Source organism: Fimbriimonadaceae bacterium, assembly GCA_023957775.1.
GTDB lineage: Bacteria > Armatimonadota > Fimbriimonadia > Fimbriimonadales > Fimbriimonadaceae > JAMLGR01.
Map to the genome: position 1 here is coordinate 69,285 of JAMLGR010000015.1, position 16,488 is coordinate 85,772.

At 66.3% G+C, this 16,488-nt stretch carries 16 protein-coding genes; 9 read left to right on the forward strand and 7 right to left on the reverse strand.

Features of this window, described 5'->3' with window-relative positions:
* Nucleotides 1-322: 322 nt before the first annotated feature.
* Nucleotides 323-1,549 carry a PQQ-dependent sugar dehydrogenase gene (locus M9921_12685; GenBank protein ID MCO5297704.1) on the forward strand — a complete coding sequence of 409 codons (1,227 nt, stop codon included), beginning with the start codon at nucleotides 323-325 and terminating at the stop codon, nucleotides 1,547-1,549.
* On the opposite strand, the gene M9921_12690 is transcribed toward M9921_12685, so the two are convergent.
* From M9921_12690 to M9921_12720, 7 genes are all read right to left on the reverse strand, one after another.
* Nucleotides 1,546-2,805, reverse strand: a complete 1,260-nt coding sequence (locus M9921_12690) for a 6-phosphofructokinase (GenBank protein MCO5297705.1) — start codon at nucleotides 2,803-2,805, stop codon at nucleotides 1,546-1,548. The two genes, M9921_12685 and M9921_12690, sit on opposite strands and share 4 nt — an antisense overlap.
* Before the next feature lie 33 nt (nucleotides 2,806-2,838).
* Complete coding sequence (lnt, locus tag M9921_12695; protein MCO5297706.1) at nucleotides 2,839-4,422, reverse strand: apolipoprotein N-acyltransferase; 1,584 nt, start codon at nucleotides 4,420-4,422, stop codon at nucleotides 2,839-2,841.
* The gene (locus M9921_12700) at nucleotides 4,406-5,041 is read right to left on the reverse strand and encodes a histidine phosphatase family protein (protein ID MCO5297707.1); all 636 of its coding nucleotides are present in this window, start codon (nucleotides 5,039-5,041) and stop codon (nucleotides 4,406-4,408) included. Before M9921_12700 ends, lnt begins: the two co-directional genes overlap by 17 nt.
* A 7-nt stretch (nucleotides 5,042-5,048) precedes the next feature.
* Nucleotides 5,049-5,963 carry a hypothetical protein gene (locus M9921_12705; GenBank protein ID MCO5297708.1) on the reverse strand — a complete coding sequence of 305 codons (915 nt, stop codon included), beginning with the start codon at nucleotides 5,961-5,963 and terminating at the stop codon, nucleotides 5,049-5,051.
* Nucleotides 5,964-6,122: 159 nt separating this feature from the next.
* Nucleotides 6,123-6,995: a peptidyl-prolyl cis-trans isomerase gene (locus M9921_12710; protein ID MCO5297709.1), complete on the reverse strand. Its 873-nt coding sequence runs from the start codon at nucleotides 6,993-6,995 to the stop codon at nucleotides 6,123-6,125.
* A complete protein-coding gene (locus M9921_12715; GenBank protein MCO5297710.1) occupies nucleotides 6,992-8,002 on the reverse strand; it encodes a glycosyltransferase family 4 protein in 1,011 nt (336 codons plus the stop codon). The genes M9921_12710 and M9921_12715 overlap by 4 nt, the downstream gene beginning before the upstream one ends.
* Nucleotides 7,999-8,946, reverse strand: a complete 948-nt coding sequence (locus M9921_12720; protein ID MCO5297711.1) for a MoxR family ATPase — start codon at nucleotides 8,944-8,946, stop codon at nucleotides 7,999-8,001. Before M9921_12720 ends, M9921_12715 begins: the two co-directional genes overlap by 4 nt.
* A gap of 61 nt (nucleotides 8,947-9,007) precedes the next feature.
* Here M9921_12720 and M9921_12725 point away from each other — a divergent pair, with 61 nt between their 5' ends.
* The 8 genes from M9921_12725 to M9921_12760 are packed head-to-tail and all read left to right on the forward strand — an operon-like array spanning nucleotide 9,008 to nucleotide 16,452.
* Entirely contained in the window at nucleotides 9,008-9,760 is a 753-nt protein-coding gene (locus tag M9921_12725) for an ABC transporter ATP-binding protein (GenBank protein ID MCO5297712.1), read from the forward strand.
* Entirely contained in the window at nucleotides 9,732-11,417 is a 1,686-nt protein-coding gene (locus M9921_12730) for a putative ABC exporter domain-containing protein (protein ID MCO5297713.1), read from the forward strand. The genes M9921_12725 and M9921_12730 overlap by 29 nt, the downstream gene beginning before the upstream one ends.
* Nucleotides 11,418-11,451: 34 nt before the next feature.
* Nucleotides 11,452-12,633 carry a hypothetical protein gene (locus M9921_12735; protein MCO5297714.1) on the forward strand — a complete coding sequence of 394 codons (1,182 nt, stop codon included), beginning with the start codon at nucleotides 11,452-11,454 and terminating at the stop codon, nucleotides 12,631-12,633.
* The gene (locus M9921_12740; GenBank protein MCO5297715.1) at nucleotides 12,630-13,355 is read left to right on the forward strand and encodes a hypothetical protein; all 726 of its coding nucleotides are present in this window, start codon (nucleotides 12,630-12,632) and stop codon (nucleotides 13,353-13,355) included. The genes M9921_12735 and M9921_12740 overlap by 4 nt, the downstream gene beginning before the upstream one ends.
* Before the next feature lie 5 nt (nucleotides 13,356-13,360).
* Nucleotides 13,361-14,107, forward strand: coding sequence for a hypothetical protein (locus tag M9921_12745; GenBank protein ID MCO5297716.1), 747 nt, complete (start codon nucleotides 13,361-13,363; stop codon nucleotides 14,105-14,107).
* Between the two features lie 8 nt (nucleotides 14,108-14,115).
* Nucleotides 14,116-14,724: a hypothetical protein gene (locus M9921_12750; protein ID MCO5297717.1), complete on the forward strand. Its 609-nt coding sequence runs from the start codon at nucleotides 14,116-14,118 to the stop codon at nucleotides 14,722-14,724.
* Nucleotides 14,721-15,311 (forward strand): hypothetical protein, encoded by a 591-nt coding sequence (locus M9921_12755; protein ID MCO5297718.1) that lies wholly within the window; start codon nucleotides 14,721-14,723, stop codon nucleotides 15,309-15,311. The genes M9921_12750 and M9921_12755 overlap by 4 nt, the downstream gene beginning before the upstream one ends.
* A gap of 7 nt (nucleotides 15,312-15,318) precedes the next feature.
* On the forward strand, nucleotides 15,319-16,452 hold the full coding sequence (locus tag M9921_12760) for a rod shape-determining protein RodA (protein MCO5297719.1): 1,134 nt from the start codon (nucleotides 15,319-15,321) through the stop codon (nucleotides 16,450-16,452).
* Nucleotides 16,453-16,488 lie beyond the last annotated feature (36 nt).

Here is a 16,488-nt window from a genome sequence, read left to right on the forward strand (position 1 = left end):
ACAGGGTGTTCAGGCTGCGGGTGCTCATCGTGTGCCACGCCCGCCGGACGGGCGTGAGTTCCATTTCGGGGCTGAGCTTCTGAGCACGCCCGTCAAGCGGGCGTGGCACCCCGTGTACCCCGGACACCTCGGACACCCCGGACACCCCGGACACCCCGGACACCCCGGACACCCCGGACACCCCGGACACCCCGGACACCCCGGACACTCCGGACACCCCGGACATCCCGGACACTCCGGACACCCCGGGCACCCCGGGCACCCCGGCAACCCACGGTTGACACCACTCGGCATCTTCCCAGAGGGCTTGTATACTCGCGTGATGCTACGTTGGGTGCGCGCCTTCGGCTTTCTCGCCCTGTTGGGAACGTGCGTCTCGTGCGGCGGTTCGGGCTCTTCTTCTTCGTCGGGGGGCGTCGTCGCGATCCGGGGGGTCGTCCTCGCGAGGGGACTGGTCCAACCCGTTCTCTACGCAGCGAACCCCGCCGATCCGTCGCTCGCTTATGTGCTCGAGCGCACCGGACGGATCCGCTTGCTCGTGAACGACACCCTCCAGCCCACCCCGGTGCTGGACATCACGGGCCTCGTCGTCACGGCGGGCGAGTGCGGCCTGTTCGGCATCGCGTTCGACCCCGATTTCGCGTCCAACCAGTTCGTCTACCTGCATTACAACGCCGGCTCGCCGACCGAAACGAGGATCGTTCGGTACACGATGAACGCCGGCGGCACGTCGCTCGCAAGCCCCTTCCCCATCTTCTCGTTCGTCCAGCCGGCCGCCACCAACCACAAGGGCGGATCGATCGCCTTCGACACGAGCGGCATGCTGATCCTCATGACCGGAGACGGGGGCCCCGGCAACGACCCGAACAACGAAGCACAAACGCCCACCAGCTACCTCGGCAAGATCCTGAGGCTCGATGTCACAGGCGACGACTTCCCCGCGGATCCCGACCAGAACTACCGCGTGCCTTCGGACAACCCCTGGGTTGGCACACCGGGCGTCAACGCCGAGATCTGGGCCTTCGGTCTGCGCAACCCGTTCCGCTGGACCGTCGATCCCGTGACAGGCGGGTTCCTGATCGCCGACGTCGGGCAGGATGCGTACGAGGAGGTGAACTTCGAGCCCATGGGTCGCGGCGGGAGGAACTACGGGTGGCGCCAACGGGAAGGACGTCATGACACAAACAACGCGGGCCCCGCGTTCTCGACCCCCTCCACCGACCCGTTCTTCGAGTACGGCCACGGGTTCGGTGAATCGATCACCGGGGGATTCGTGTACCGGGGAACCGGCCTGGATGCGTCGCTCCAAGGTCGCTACTTCTTCGCCGACTATGTGACGAAACGGGTCGCGTCCGTTCCCTTTTCCCTGACGGGCGCGGGCGAAGCGAAGGCTACAAGCCTCGCCGCAGTCTTGGACCACACTGCGTCCATCAACGCTCCGTTGGGTGCGGAGGCGATCGACGGCCCCGTGTCCCTGACCCCGGACGCAAACGGCGAGATCGTGATCGTGGACCTTCATAGGGGGACCGTGGTCCGGCTGGTGCCCTAGTACAGGAACATCGGCTTGCCCAACATGCTCGCAACCTTCGGGCGGTAGTTCTCGGCATCGTACAGCTCGGCCACGTCGACGGTCTTCTTTCCGGAAAGACCCTCCGCCATCGGCACCACGGTGTACTTGCCCTCCCGAAGGGCCACCATCCGCCCCGATTGGCCGCTCAGCACCAGCTCCGTGGCGAGGTTCGCGTACGAGATCGCGACCATCCGGTCGAGAGCGTCGGGCTCGCCGCTTCGCATCAGGTATGCGAGCTGCTGGTAGATGATGTTCTGGCCCGTCAACGCCTTGATCCGCTCGCCGGCGACTTCGCCGATGCCCCCGAGCTTCCGGTGGCCGTACGCATCCTGCTCGCCGGTTTCGAGCACCTCGCCACCCACCATCTGGGCGCCTTCGGAGATCGTCATGATCGCGTAGCCGCTGGGGTTCTCCTCCTTGTCCTTAAGGAGCAACTCCGACAGCCGCTCCACGTCGAACGGGACTTCGGAGATGATCGCCCGGTCCACGCCGGCCAGGTAGGCGGAGATGAGCGAGGTCTCGCCGGAGTTGCGTCCAAACAGCTCGACGATGCAGATGCGCTCGTGCGAACCGGTGGGCGTGCGCAGGGCCGTGATGAGGTCCACACTGCGCGTCACGGCCGTCGAGAAACCGATGCAGTAATCCGTGCCCGGCACGTCGTTGTCCATCGTCTTGGGCACCGCCACGATCGGGAACCCTTCGCGATCCAGGCGTGCCGAGTAACTCAGCGTGTCGTCGCCCCCGATCGTGACCAGCGCGTCGATCCCGAGGAACTCGAGGTTGCGCAACACGTGGGGCGTGAAGTCCGCCCGGTCGTCGGCGCTCATCGCCTCGTGGTCGCCCCGCCACAGGAACGACGGTATCCGCTCGCTGCTCACCCGCCCCGGATTTGTCCGGGAGGTGTGGAGGAAGGTGCCTCCGCTGCGATCGATCGTGCGGGTGTTCGCCCGGGTCAACGGCAGGACGTACTGATCCTGGCTCCCCTCGTCCTCAGGGTCGAGATGGAGAAGCCCCGCCCATCCCCGTCGGATGCCGAGCACCTCGTGGCCCGCGGCCGTCGCACGCGAGACCACGGCCTTGATACAAGGGTTCAGGCCGGGGACATCGCCCCCGCCCGTCAAGATGCCAATTCTCTTCTTCATCGATTCGATCTGCTGCTCCCAGGTTTCGGCCAGATCGTCCCGACGGTGGAACCGTCCGGCAACGGCGCCGGACCCCAAGTCTGCCGTGATCATGGCGCCTTTCCCGAAGGGCCGGCACCCAAGTTCCTATTCTGACCGCCCGGACCCTCGTGGTGCCACCGGGATCGCCCCGCCGGGGCGTCGTCGCCCGCCCCACCAGGACGCGAGCGCCACGGCCGGCACGCTCAAACCCGCGATCCAGGGAAACACCGCCAGGAGGGGAAACAGGTCCGGCCGCTTCGGCACGGTGACCCGCAGAGTGGTGGCGACCTGCTTCCCCAAAGGGGCCACCGCAATCAAATCGCCGCGCGCATCGACAGCCAGCGAGTAGCCCAGGGACGCCGCGCGCACCATCGGCACCCCGGCCTCCACCGCTCGGAACGGCGCCGCCATCCGTAACTGGTCGGGCGCGGCCGTGCCCATGTACCAGTCATCGATCGACATCTGCGCAAGCAGCTGCGCGCCATTGGCCGCCTGCTTGAGCCCCACGTCGTAGAACAGCCCTTCGAAGCACAGCATCGGCCCCACCCGCAGCCCGCCCACATCGATTGCGGTGACGCGCTCTCCGGGTTGCAGGTCGCCTCCCGGCACGTGAAACGCGTCCAGGAAGGGCAGGAACTGGCGCCCCGGCACGTACTCGCCGAACACCACCAAACGCGTCTTGTCCGCGTAGTGCCACTTGCCGTCGAACGCGAACGCCGCCTGGTACGCGGGATCGCCTCCCCGCTTGCCACCGAAGACGGTCCCCGGAATCACATCGAAGGACGGGTGGGGCGGGAACGCACCCTCGTTCACGAGCCCTTCGGGCAACACCACGAGGTCCACGTTCTGGGTGGCCGCCGACAAGATGATCTCGTTCACGGCCATCGCTACCTCGCGATCCGTCCGGGCGGGATCGCCGAACGCGAGATCCACGCCGGGCTGGCCGAGCGTGACGGTCTTCACTTCGCCCGGTGCGGGCGCGTTGTAACGCACCAGCGAAAGGGCGAGCAGCGCGACCAGTGCCATGGCGCCGTTGCGGGTTTCCAGGAAGCGGTCGCCGCGAAGGAACCTCGCTCCCAGCACGTTGGCGAGCACCACCCACGCGGACACGGCGTAGATCGTCCCGTAGTGCGCGAGCTGGATCATCGGCGTCAGCAGCCACAACGGGGTCGCAACCAACCCCCAGGGGAAAGCCAGCACCAAAATGTACGAGCGAAGCAGCTCCACCCCAGCCCACACGATCGGGATGAGCCACGGTCGCCTCCAACTCCAGCAGCGCTGCACGAGCCATCCCGCACCCATGAAGTAGAGCGCTCCCGCCGCCGTGGCGAGGAGCCATGGAACGGTGCCCAACACCCAACTGTGCGTCCACCGCGAGACGAAGGGCTGAAGCCAGAACATCTGCCCCCCCATGAACACCAGGCCGAACGCGTAACCCGAACGGGCGGCTTGGCGCGGCGTCGCGTCCGCGAGGGCGCCAAGCCACGGCACGAGAGCCACGAACACGAGCAACGACAAGTCGAAGGGCGGAAACGCCGCCAGGAGCAGGATCGCGGAAACCAGCGCCGCGCCAAAAGGCGAACCGAAGAACGCCACCACGGGCGAGCGCGAGTCCCGTTGCGCCGCCGCGGCCCTTTGCCGCGCCGCTTTGGTCGAGGCGCGCATCAGGTCTTCAGCGGCCCGAGCCATGGAGGCCCCCTGCGAGCGCCTCGAGCCCCTCGAGGTGGGCGGCGTCGTTGTAGCGGAGCATCATGAAGAGCCCCTCGGGACGGCGCTGCAGTTCGGTCACCGACGCGTTGAGAAAACGAAACCCTCGGGATGTGATGAGGTTTCCTTGCATCAACTTCGCCAAAAGCAGGGCGGCGGTGCCTCCGTGGGTGACGACGGCGACCGAGTCGGGCATCGCGACAATGCGCTCGACCACCGGGTCGAGGCGATCCCACACATCGGCGAACGACTCGCCACCGGGCGGCCGCACCGTGAAGGCGGGCGACCCGCCCGCAAGGGCTTCGGCCTGCGCCCACAGCTCCTCGTAGGGCAGCCCCTCCCAATCGCCCATGTGGCGCTCGCGAAGTTCACGCAGCGGCTCGAGCGCCGCTCCGGCCGCCTCGGCCACCGGACGGGCCGTGTCGTAGCTTCGTTTCAGGTCGCTGGTCAGTACCGTTTGCAGACGCGCGCCCTCGAAGGCCGAACCCAGCCGTCTCGCCTGCTCCAGCCCCGTCTCGTCCAGCGAGACGTCGGTGTGGCCCTGGGCGCGCCCCTCCAGGTTCCACGCGGTTTGGGCATGGCGGATCAGGTACAGGCGCATGGGCCGTTTATACCTGCCACGGCCGCAGTTCCGGCCCCTCGTTTCCGTCCTCGTCGAGCCGCACGCCGCCCAGCAGCAGAGTCCGGGCACCCGCCCCCTCCTGCATCGTCGAACGCACGCGGACGACTCCATGCCGAAAGTCGATCGTTTCGACCCGGCCGATCGCCAGAGGCTCGCCTCGATCGCGGCCCAAGGCCGCCAATAGGCCCGCATAGGCCCCGGGCGGCACGCGGTGAAGCGTCTGCGCGTGGCAACGGTCGAGCGCACGCGCGACCGAAGCATCGTCGGGCTCGGTCTCGGCCACGAGCAGCAGCGTCTTCCCGCACAGCTCGGCATGGGACACATGGACCAACCCCAGCGCGTCCAAGTCGGTTCGGGGGATGGGATGGCCCGACCCGAGGCGCGCACCCCGGATCGACAAGGTGGCCAGGGGTACCTCGGCGACCGTGCCCTCTTCGAGCATCCGAAGCCACTGGGCTTTGCGCTGAGCGTGCCTCACCATCTCCGGAAACGCGCTCTCGCGGGCGACGGATTCCGGGCCGATGCTCCATCCCAACGTCTCCACGCCCGCTCCCTCCGGCGTCAGGATCCTCTCGGGGGCCACCAGATCGTCGAGCAGGAGCGCAAGTTGCCGCAACAGCGGGCTCCGGCGCAACGGAAAGAGCTGCACGACCGCATCGGGCCCCGCCTCGGCAAGCAGCTCGGCCGCGCCGGCGACCAGCAGGTGCGGTGCGCGGCGTGCATCGAGGGAGCCGTAGAATCGCCAACCGACGACTTTGCCCGAGCGCACCCGCAGCAATCGGCCGGCGGGGCCAAAGTGCGCGTCCGAGGGGTCCAAGTGGACGAGGTCGGCGTCGCCGTGGTGCTTCAACCACTCGCGCCATGCCGTGTTCGAGTCTCCCGCAAGGAGCGTCCGACCCATCCGCACATTATGAACGGCAGACCATCGGGGGGGAGAGCAAAAGAGAGTGGGAGGGAGCTTCCCTGCTCCGACCTCCGTTTCCACCGAGTCCGTGGTGTCTCCTTGAACTTTTATACCCGATTGGGCCACCCGGTGTTCCCGAGTTTTCCACCCGACCGGCTAGTTTTCCAGCCCGCCACGGTCGAAACGCTCGATCTTGACCCGGTCCCGCAACTGCTTCGCGTACGACTGGCGAGCCCCGGTGAGATACGTGGCCTTGAGCTGGTCCATCTCGACTCCCACCGCCGCGCTCCCCTGGCGCTCCATGCGGAAGATCTGGATGCCGTTGGAGGTCTGGGCGGGTTTCGTGACCTTTCCCGGCTCGAGCTTTTCGAGCTCGCTTCGGACCGTGTCAGGAAACGCCGACAACGGTCTCCAGCCCACGGGACCGCCGCTGGGTCGGCCCGCGGGGTCGGCGAGACTGGCGAGCACGGTCTCCCAAGGTTCGCCGCCCTGGAGCCGGGAGTAGGCGTCTTCGGCCTTCTTCAAAGCGGCCGAAAGGGAGCTTGCCTGCTCGTCGACGGGTTTGATGACGATGGTGGAGACGTTCACGTACTCCTTGGGGTCGAATTGGCGCAGCACGATCCCGTCGATCAGGAGCTGACTCGCCACGCGCAGGTAGAGGCGCGAGCGCGGGAACCCTTCGTCCTTCAACGACTGCTCGGGCGTCTGGCCGGGCTGGAGGCTCGAGCGCACAGCCTCGATCTGCCGATCCACCTCGGCTTCGATCTCCTTTTCGGGAACCTGGACGCCCTTGCTCGCGGCCTCGGCCTTGGCCATCTGGTAGGAGATCAAGTCCATCAGCGCCTCGTCGGCGCGCCAGTCCCAGAGAAAGGGCTCGACGTCAGATGCCTTGATCTCCACCCCGTCGACGCGCGCAAGCACCCGAGACGGGGCGGGGGGCGGGGTCAGGTATTTGGCGGGAAGGTCGGCCTTGAACGGCGCCTGCTGCACGGCGAGCGCGAGTGCGGCGAAAAGTGTGCTGAAAATCATGGGGTCACGCTACGATAGACTTCTGCGACCCGCTCGGCGTTCCGGTCGATTCGAAACCGCTCGGCCGCCGCGACTTTGGCGGCGCCGCCGAGGGTCTCCAGGGTCAATGGCAGGCCCAACATCTCGACGATCGTGCTTCCGAGCTGCTCGTCCGTGTCGAACAGCATTCCCGAAAGGTCGGGATCGATGAGTTCGGCCAGGCCTCCGGTATCGCGCAGGAGGACGGGAAGGCCGCTCGCCATCGCCTCCATCGCGGCCATGCTCGTGCCGCCTCTGCGGCTGGGCACCACGAAGATGTCGGCGGCCGCCATCACGACGGCCGGATCGTCCACGAGCCCGAGCAGCCGGACCCGCTCCGGCTGACGGCTCTCGGCCGCGAGGCGGCTCAACTCGTCCTTCTCGGGCCCGCCGCCCGCAAGGACCAGGGTCGTGTCCGGCTCGGACTCCCACACGCTTTCCATCGATCGGACGAGCGCGTCGAAGCCGCGGTCGGGAACCCAGCGCCCCGCGCCGGCCACCACCGACCCCCCGGTCGGAAGCTCCAACGCCGCGCGCGCCTGGTCGCGGTCGAGCGCCTGGTGGGGTTGGCGGACGCCGATCACCACGGTCTCGAGATTCATCACCAGGATGTCGTCGAGCGCCTTCCGCACCGCGCGCGCCGAGCAGAGCCCTGCGGCGGAGTCGTTGAGGCGCCCCACGAACAGCGGGTGGCGCGTCTTCGGCAGGTCGTAGGCCGTGTAGATCCAGGGTCGCTTGTCCCCAAACGCCGCGCTGCACGCCCAGGCCGTTCGGTAGCCGACCGCGTGCACGACGTCGAAGCCCCGCGCGGTGTCCACCAGCCGCTTGGAGACGTGCTTGTCGAACTTGGGGCCGGTTTCGTTCGGCATCCAGTCCGTGGCATCGACCGCCGCGGCCTCGACATCGCAGGCGCCCAGCGCCTCGGCCAGATCTTCGGCATAGCGGGCGATGCCGCCCCAGTTCTGCCGCGTGAGGAGAAGCGATCTCATCGGGGAACGACCTGTGCGTCGATCAACGAAGAGAGAACCCGGTCCGGCGTGAGTCCCTCGACCTCGGCCTCGGGGCGCAGCACGATGCGGTGGCGAAGCACGGGGAGGGCCATGGATTTCACGTCGTCCGGGATCACGAAGTCGCGGCCGCGGATCGCGGCCAGGGCCTTGCCGCAGTTGAGCAGCGCGATCCCGGCCCGCGGTGAGGCGCCAAAGAGGATGTCGTTGGCCTTGCGGGTGGCTTTCACCAAGTCGTGGATGTAGGCAAACACCTTCTCCTCGACGGCGATCGCAGCGACTTGGGCTTGGGCCTCGATGAGGCCCGCGGCATGCACCACCGGCTCGATGCCGGCGTCCTCGAGGCTTTGCGGCCGAAATCCGGAGTGGTGGCGCTTGAGCACGTCGATCTCCGCCTCGTCCGCGGGATAGTCCACGACGATCTTCAGCAGAAACCGGTCCTGCTGCGCCTCGGGCAGCGGGTAGGTGCCCTCGAACTCGATCGGGTTCTGCGTGGCGAAGACGAGAAACGGGGGCGGAAGCGGGTGCGGTTCGCCGTCGATGGTGACCTTGCGCTCCTCCATCGCCTCGAGGAGCGCCGCCTGCGTTTTGGGAGGCGTGCGGTTGATCTCGTCGGCGAGCAGCACGCTCACGAACACCGGACCCTTCTTCAACCGAAAGTCGTTCTCTTTCGGGTCGAACACGAGGGTTCCGATCACATCGCTGGGCATCAGGTCGGGCGTGAACTGGACGCGGCCGTAGGCGAGGTCGAGCGAACGCGCCAACGCGCGGACCATGAGCGTCTTGGCGACGCCGGGAACGCCCTCGAGCAGCACGTGGCCGTTCGCCAGCACGGCGACCAGGACCTGCTCGATCACCTCTTGCTGCCCAACGATCGCCTTGTCGATCTCGGCCCGAATCGCTTGGGAGAGCTCCTCTACCCTCATCGCGGTGGATTGTACTTGGCCCCCGCATGGGAAGGGCCCGGTCTCATCTAAAATAGGGCCCATGCTCGAAGTGGACCAGCTCGTCAAGCAATACAAGCAGTTCCGTGCGCTCGATGGGCTCAGCTTCACGATTCGACCAGGAGAAATCGTCGGGCTGCTCGGCCCCAACGGGGCGGGCAAGACCACGGCGCTTCGCTGCATCGCGGGCATCCTGCGCCCCACCAGCGGCCAGGCGCGCATCAACGGTCACGACGTCGTGACGCAACAGGCGCTCGCCAAGGCGGGGCTGGCCTTCGTCCCGGAGGTCCCGTCGCTGTACGAACTGCTCACGGTCCACGAACACCTGCGATTCGTGGCGATGTGCTTCCACAAGCTCGACGCGTTCGAACAGCGCGGGCAGGTGCTCCTCGAGCGGTACCACCTCTGGGAGAAGCGCGACGAGCTGGTGGCGACGCTGAGCAAGGGCATGAAGCAGAAGCTGGCCGTCGCGTGCGCGCTCATCCACGATGCCAACGTGATCCTGTTCGACGAGCCGATGATCGGCATCGACCCCGCGGGATCGCACCAGTTGAAGATGGAGATCATGCGCCAGCGCGACGCGGGGTGCGCGATTCTGGTCTCGACCCACCTGCTGGACACGGCCGAGAAGCTCTGCGACCGGGTGATCATCCTGGCGCGGGGCCGAAAGCTGGCCGAGGGCACGCTCGAGGAGCTTCAGAACGCCAACGAGATGCAGGGGCAGAGCCTGGAGGGCGTGTTCCTCCGGCTCACCGAGGAGGGGACCGATGAGACCGCTGGTCTACCTCACGGTTAGGTCCCTGATCAACGGAGTGCGCCGCGCGCTGACTTCGCCGCAGCGCCTGATCGGGCTGCTCGCCTTCGTGGGCTGGTACTTCCTCATCTTCCTCAATCCGGCTCGGTCGGATCGGGAGATTCGCCTGCCGGAACAGGCCGTGGGCTCCATCGAGTTCCCACCGATGGCGGCCGTGGATGCGGTGGTGTTCACGGTCTTTGCGGGACTTTCCCTTTTGTTGGCGCTGGGGATGTTCGGTCCGCGGCAGGGTTTCAAGCCCGCCGATGTGGACGTGCTGTTCCCCACTCCGATCTCGACGCGGCTCGTCCTGGTGTTTCGCATCGTCCGCGAATACCTCGTCACCCTGATCGTGCCCCTCCTGGTGGGGCTCTTCACGCTCCGCCCCGTCGCCTCCGGTTGGGAGGCGCTGTTCCGAAACGTGCACCTGCCGGGCTCCGCGGGCCTAACGGGCCGCATGATGTTCGTCGCGTGGATCGCGATGGCGCTGTGTTGGGTGGCCATTTCGTACGCCGCCAGCCTGTTCGTCAACCGAAGCGACCTGCAGAGCGACCGCAACAAACGGGTGATGGTGAGCGTGGGTGTCGGGCTCGTCGTGGGCGTGGTGGCGTTCGTGGCCTTTCGGCTCCGCGGGGTCTCCGAGATTTCGGACGCGATCGATCTCGCCCACGAGCCCGTCCTGCGCGTCTTCTTCTTCACGTCGACCCTGGCGACGATGTTGGTGATGGCGCCTCTGGAGGGCAATTTGACCGAGGGCCTGATCGGCCTGGGCGGCCTGCTCTTCGTGATCGTCGGGGCGTTGCGCATCGCGCTGACGCAGGCGGACTGGCTGTACGACCAAGCCGCGGCCAAGACCCACGACACGCACGCCGCCCAGTTGCGCATGCGGCAGGGCGATTACTACGGCACGATTGCCGCCGCCGCCCGCGCGGGAAAGGTGAAGGCGGGACGCCGGGGGTGGATGCAGCGTCTGCGCATGCAGGGCCCTCTCGCCCTGCTCTGGAAGGAGATCCTGCTTCAACTGCGCGGCGCACGGACCATGGTGATCACGTTCCTGTTGCTCGGCACCATGATGAGCGCGATGCCTGCGCTCCTGCCCGCCCGAGCCGACCGGGCGGAGCCGATCGGCGTCCTGACCGCGGTGATGCAGGGAATCGCGTTGCTGGCGATGGGCATGGGGTTCGCGCAAATGGGTTCAGTGGAGGTCCTCAAGCGCGTGGACCTTCAGAAGCCTCTGCCGTTTCCAGCGTCCACCACGGTCTTCGTGGAGATCGCGGCCAAGGCGCTGCCCAGCACGCTGGGCCTCTGGTTCGGCGGCCTCGTCGCGCTGCTTCTGCGTCCCTCGCTGTGGACCGTCATCGCCGGAACGTCCGTGATGGCCGCTCCCGGGGCGCTCCTGGTCGCGGCCATGGTCTTCCTGATGACGGTGCTGTTCCCGGATGTCGAGGACCCGACCCAGCGCTCGTTCCGCAACCTGATGACGCTGCTTGGCATCGCGGTGACGGGCATCTGGTCGGTCGGCATCTTCGGCGGGCTCTGGGCGCTGGGCATCTCTCCCGCGCTCGCGGCCATCCCCGCGGCTGCGTTGAACCTCGGGCTGTCCATCGTCGCGGCGATGGTCGCGGGGCGGCTTTACAGCTCGTACAACCCGTCGGAATAGGCTGGGAACGCAAGTCGGTACAATCCCGTTGCAAATGGGACGCGCTGTTTCGTCGGCGCACGAAAGCAGGATCGCCGTCATGCGTTCAGGGACCAAAATCGCCATCGGGTTCGTCGCCATCGCCGCTGGGGCCTACTACGGGTACCAGCGGGTCACCGAAGCGATGATCATGGGCAAGACGTTCCCCAAGATCGTTCCCGGGAGCGTCAACCTGCTGGGCGTCCACGCCGGCAGAGGCTTTCGGATCGTGGTCCAAAACCAGATCGCGACCCTGGTCGAGGGCGCGTCGGGAGAGTTTTCCGCGCCAGACGATTCGGGCAACGAATCGGAGACGGACTCGTTAACCGGACGGCGCCGAATTCCGATCCGCGAGATGCTGCAAAGCATGCAGGGCGACACCAAGGCCTTGGGCGAGTTCATCATGGCGATGAACGACCTCAGGGAGAGCCAACTGCCCCCTGTCCGCGTGATGTGGGAGGCGGACGACGTTCGGAAAGCGCTCGACGGGGATCCGGCTCTCCTCGCGAAACTTCAGACGGAGTTGGGAGTCACCCTCGACGGCTCTCCCCTGCCCCAGATCCGGTTCTCCTCGATCCAGAACGGGATCGTCATCCGCAGTCCGGTGACGGTCCGAATGCCCGAGGACGCGGAGAGCCCCGAGGCGACAGGCTACATCCTCGAGCCGTACAAACCCACCTTCTGCAAGATCGTCGAGGACAAGTACGCAGAGAAGCCCGAGGTCACGAACTCGATGGTCTTGGGCACCATCCGGGACGAGGCGCAACGCCTCGTCGATGACCCGAGCGCGCGCGAAAACGTCCGAAAGGCGTTGGAGGCCAGGCTCGACCCCAAACGTTTGCAAGGGTTCGCGGCCGCTCCGGAACGAGTCTTGCATTCGGCGAAGATCGTGATCAACGAAGACGCGATCGTCGACGCCACCTCCGTGGAGAGGACCAGCACCAACGGGGTGCGGTTCTACGATCTGAAGATCGACCTCACGGAAGAGGGGCGGGAGCGACTTTGGCAGTACAGCAAGCACCGCGTGGGCTCGCAGCTGCTGCTGGTCGTGGACGGCATCGCGATCGGCGCGCCGCGCATCGAGCACGAGCTCTCGGGCGGCGTGGTCACCATTACCCAGCTTCCCGACAAGGTCCTCGTGCAGGACGCAGTGGACCTCATGAAGAAAGCGAACAAGAAGGCAGAGAAACACCCATGATCCAGCATCGCATCACCCTCGGCGCGCTCGCCGCCCTCGTCCTCGCCGGTTGCGGCAGCGGCGGAGGCGGGAGCTACGAAGCCAAAAGCGTCAAGCAGATTCCACCCGCCAAGCTGGCCCCGGGCCAGGAGGCTTCGATCTTCCCTTGGAAGGTCGGCAACCAGTGGACCTACACCCTCGACGGGTTCCGCACGTCGGCAACCCAAGGCCAGCAGTCGGACCCCACCATCGAGATCACCTACCGCGTGGTCTCCGTCGATCCCGTTCCCGGTGGCGAAAAGGCCACGCTCGAGGTCACCCAGGACGGGCAAGTCCAGGACCGACAGGTCTGGATGCGCAACGACAAGGGCCTGTTCCAGGTTTCCGTCGGCACCGAAGGGACGGCGTTCGAACCCATGCAACCGGCCCTGCTCTTTCCCCTCGACACGGGCAGCACGTTCAAGTGGTCTGGCAAGGGCATTGTTCCGGGCGGGAAAGTCGGCACGTCGAAAGCCGAAAGCAAAGTCACCGGCCCTCAAGAGGTCGACACCGAAATGGGACGCATGTCCGGCATCGCGATCGAGACGTCCTCGCAGTGGGAGTCCGGTAACCTGAAGGGGTTGACGAACAGCGTTTCCTGGTGGGCCCCGGGGACTGGTATCGTCCGGTTCAAGCAGACGGCCATCGCCAACCAGGTCGCCATCACCCAACTCTTGAAACTCAAAAGCGCCACCTTGAAATGAAAACCTTGCCCACCCCCTGGATCTCCGCCGCGCTCCTCGCGTGCCTCGTCGTCGCCTCTGGATGTGGAGGTTCGAAGGAGCCGGTGACCAAGGTGGACACTCCCAACGCGACCACCGGGGCCGCGCCGGCGACGGCGGAAACCGGCGCGCAGACCCCGGTCGCGCTTTCGGAACTTCCCGACGCGCTCAAAACGGACGCGTACGAGTACTACGGGTTGGGCAACACGAAACCGATGGACCTGGAACGCACCGTGGCGGGCGATCCCAACGTGGTGACGGGTTCCCAGCGCTTCTGGCTCAAGGAAGTGAAGGATGGCAAGGCCACCTTCGTCGTCGAGCGCACCGGCGGGTTCGCGAGCGTCGGAGACAGCGAACTTTCGCTCGAGCCCGACGGGCTCTACGCCATGAGCTCGACCATCGGCAAAATCACGCCCCACCAGTTGGAGCTTCCCGCCAAACTCGACGTGGGCACGAGTTGGACTTCAGAGACGAAGCTCGAAGAAGCCAACGGCATCTCGCTGGAGCAAAAGGCGACCAACAAGGTCGTGAAGATGGAGAAGGTCTCGACCAAGGCCGGCGACTACGACGCCCTGCTCGTCGAATCGTCCGGTCCCGCGAAGATCAACGGCGAATCGATGGAGATGCGCACGAAGGCCTGGTTCGTCAAAGGACTGGGAGCCGTCAAAATGGAGATCGTCCAGATACCGAAGAGCGGCCCGAAGCAGACGATCACCATCCAGGCCACCAAGTAGTCTCGTCCATGATCACCATCCTCCTCGCAGCATCGATCCTCGCCCCCTCCGCTGCGGACTACTTCCCGCTGGTCCCTGGGACCAAGTGGCACTACGAGGAGCACGTGGGCAAAGGCGTGACCATCCACCTCGACGAGGTCCTCGAGCCGGTCGACGTGGGCGGGCATCCCGCCACGCCGATCGCCTCTTCGCTCAACGGCCACGTTTACGACACGGTGTACTACCGCGTGGTGGACGACACGGTGATGCTCGTCGCCTACGATGCGAAAAAGCCCCTGGAACTGCCCGTGCCCATTCTCAAGGTGGGGGATGGCCGCATTCGCTGGGAGCATGTGGGTGAAACGCAACTGGCGAACGAGCCCGCCGCCCTTTCGATGAAGTGCGAAAGCGCGCCGAAGGGAGAGCGCGAGGTGCTTGGCCGCCGCGTCCCCGTCATCGAGCTGAAGGTGGACGCCTCCGTGGGAGGTTCGGACATGACCGGCATCCGAAATCGGCAAACCGCCATCTACGCCAAGGGCATCGGCCTCGTCGAGCTGAAGGGCGAGGGAACGGTCGGTCCCCGGACGACGAAGTTCGAGCGCAAGCTGGTGAAGTTCGAACCTGGAGGGGCCTCGTGAGGCTGATCCTCCTCGCCGCTCTGACCGCCGCGGCGGTGGGGTGCGGCTGCAAACCCGCAGCGACGTCTCAAGGGCCCTCGCTGCGCGACATCGAGGTGTTCAAGCCCGACTCCCTTCCGGGCGAGAAGGCGAAGCTCGTGCTCGCGGGCACCGAGTTGCCGGTCGAAGTCAAGCGCCGGATGGACGGAAACGAGGTCGTGATCGAACTCTGGGCTCACGGCGAGGTCGTTCAGCAGGAGCGGTACCTTTCGACGAAGGACGCCTTCAACCTCGCGATGGCCGGCGGCGAGCGCTACGATGCCCCCTTGCCTCTCTTGAAGTTTCCGATGAACGTCGGCGACGCGTGGGAGTGGAAAGGCCAGCTCAGCGCAGGCGACATCCACCGGACCGCCACCGCCAAGATCACCACCTCGAGTGCCCAGGTTTACGTTCCGGAGCCTGAAACGGCGGTCAAGGTCTCGGTCGAGATGTCCTTGGACAGCGGCGCGCCAACACCGGCCAAGCGCACCTTGACGTTCTGGCTCGTGGAGGGCCGCGGAGTCGTGAAGCGCGAGTTCGGCGCCGGTTCGACGCGTGAGCCTGGCTAGATCGCCTATGAAATCGCGGCCGATCGCCCCGCAACTGGGTGCCGAGGACCGCACGCGCACCTTGCTGCGATTCGATTGGTGGCTGCTGCTGGCGGCCTTCTTGCTCATCCTCACGGGCCTTCTTTCACAGTACAGCATCCAGTACAGCCGCCCCGAGACCGGCTTCTTCACCAAGCAACTGCTCCGCACGATCGTAGGCTTGGTGCCGTTCTTTCTCTTTCTCCGCATCCCAGCCCGCACGTGGCAACGCGGGGCGTGGACCCTCTACGCGCTGAACATCGTGCTTCTGGGCGCGGTCTTGGTGGCCGGACGCTCCGGGGGAGGCGCGACCCGATGGATCCAGATCGGGCCGCTGGACTTTCAACCGAGCGAGATGGCCAAGTTGTTCGTCACGCTGACGGTCGCGACGTTCTTCGCGGCGAGGACCGAGCACGTGGACAGGTTCTCGACCTTCGCACTCTCGTTCCTCCACGTACTGGTTCCCATGCTGCTCATCTTCAAGCAGCCGCACCTGGGGGGAGCGCTGGTCATCCTGGTCATCTGGCTGTCGATCTGCACCGTGGCCCGCGTGCCGGGCAAGTTCATCGTCGCCACCGTGGCCGCGTCCGTAGCGCTGCTGGCCTCGGCGTTCACGATCCCGGGCATCATGACCGACTACCAGAAGGCCCGAGTGATCGCGATGTTCCGCGGCGACGACTCCGACGGCGGCTATCAGAGCCTTCGGGCCCAGATCGCGTTCGGCGTCGGAGGCGTGGCGGGATCGGGGTATCTGAAAGGCGAGCAGAAGGAGGGCCGCCACATTCCCGAGCAGCAGACCGACTTCATCTTCACGGTCGTGGGCGAGGAGGGGGGCCTGGTCGGCTCCGCGCTGGTCCTCGCGATGTTCGGGTTCTTCCTCTACCGCGTGTGGCTCGTGATGTTGTGCGCCACCGAGCCGTTCGCCAAGATGGTCGCGGGCGGCCTGCTGGGCCTGTTCTCGTTCCACACAATCGTGAACTTGGGGATGAATCTGCAGCTTCTTCCCGTCGTGGGGCTGTGGCTGCCGTTCCTGAGCTACGGAGGCACCGCCATGTGGCTGTGCATGGCGGCCGTGGGCCTGTTGCTGAATCTAAGGCAGTTGGAAAAGCCGGTACTGTTCTGATGGGCCCGATTCCCGATTCCCGATTCCCGAGCCCCG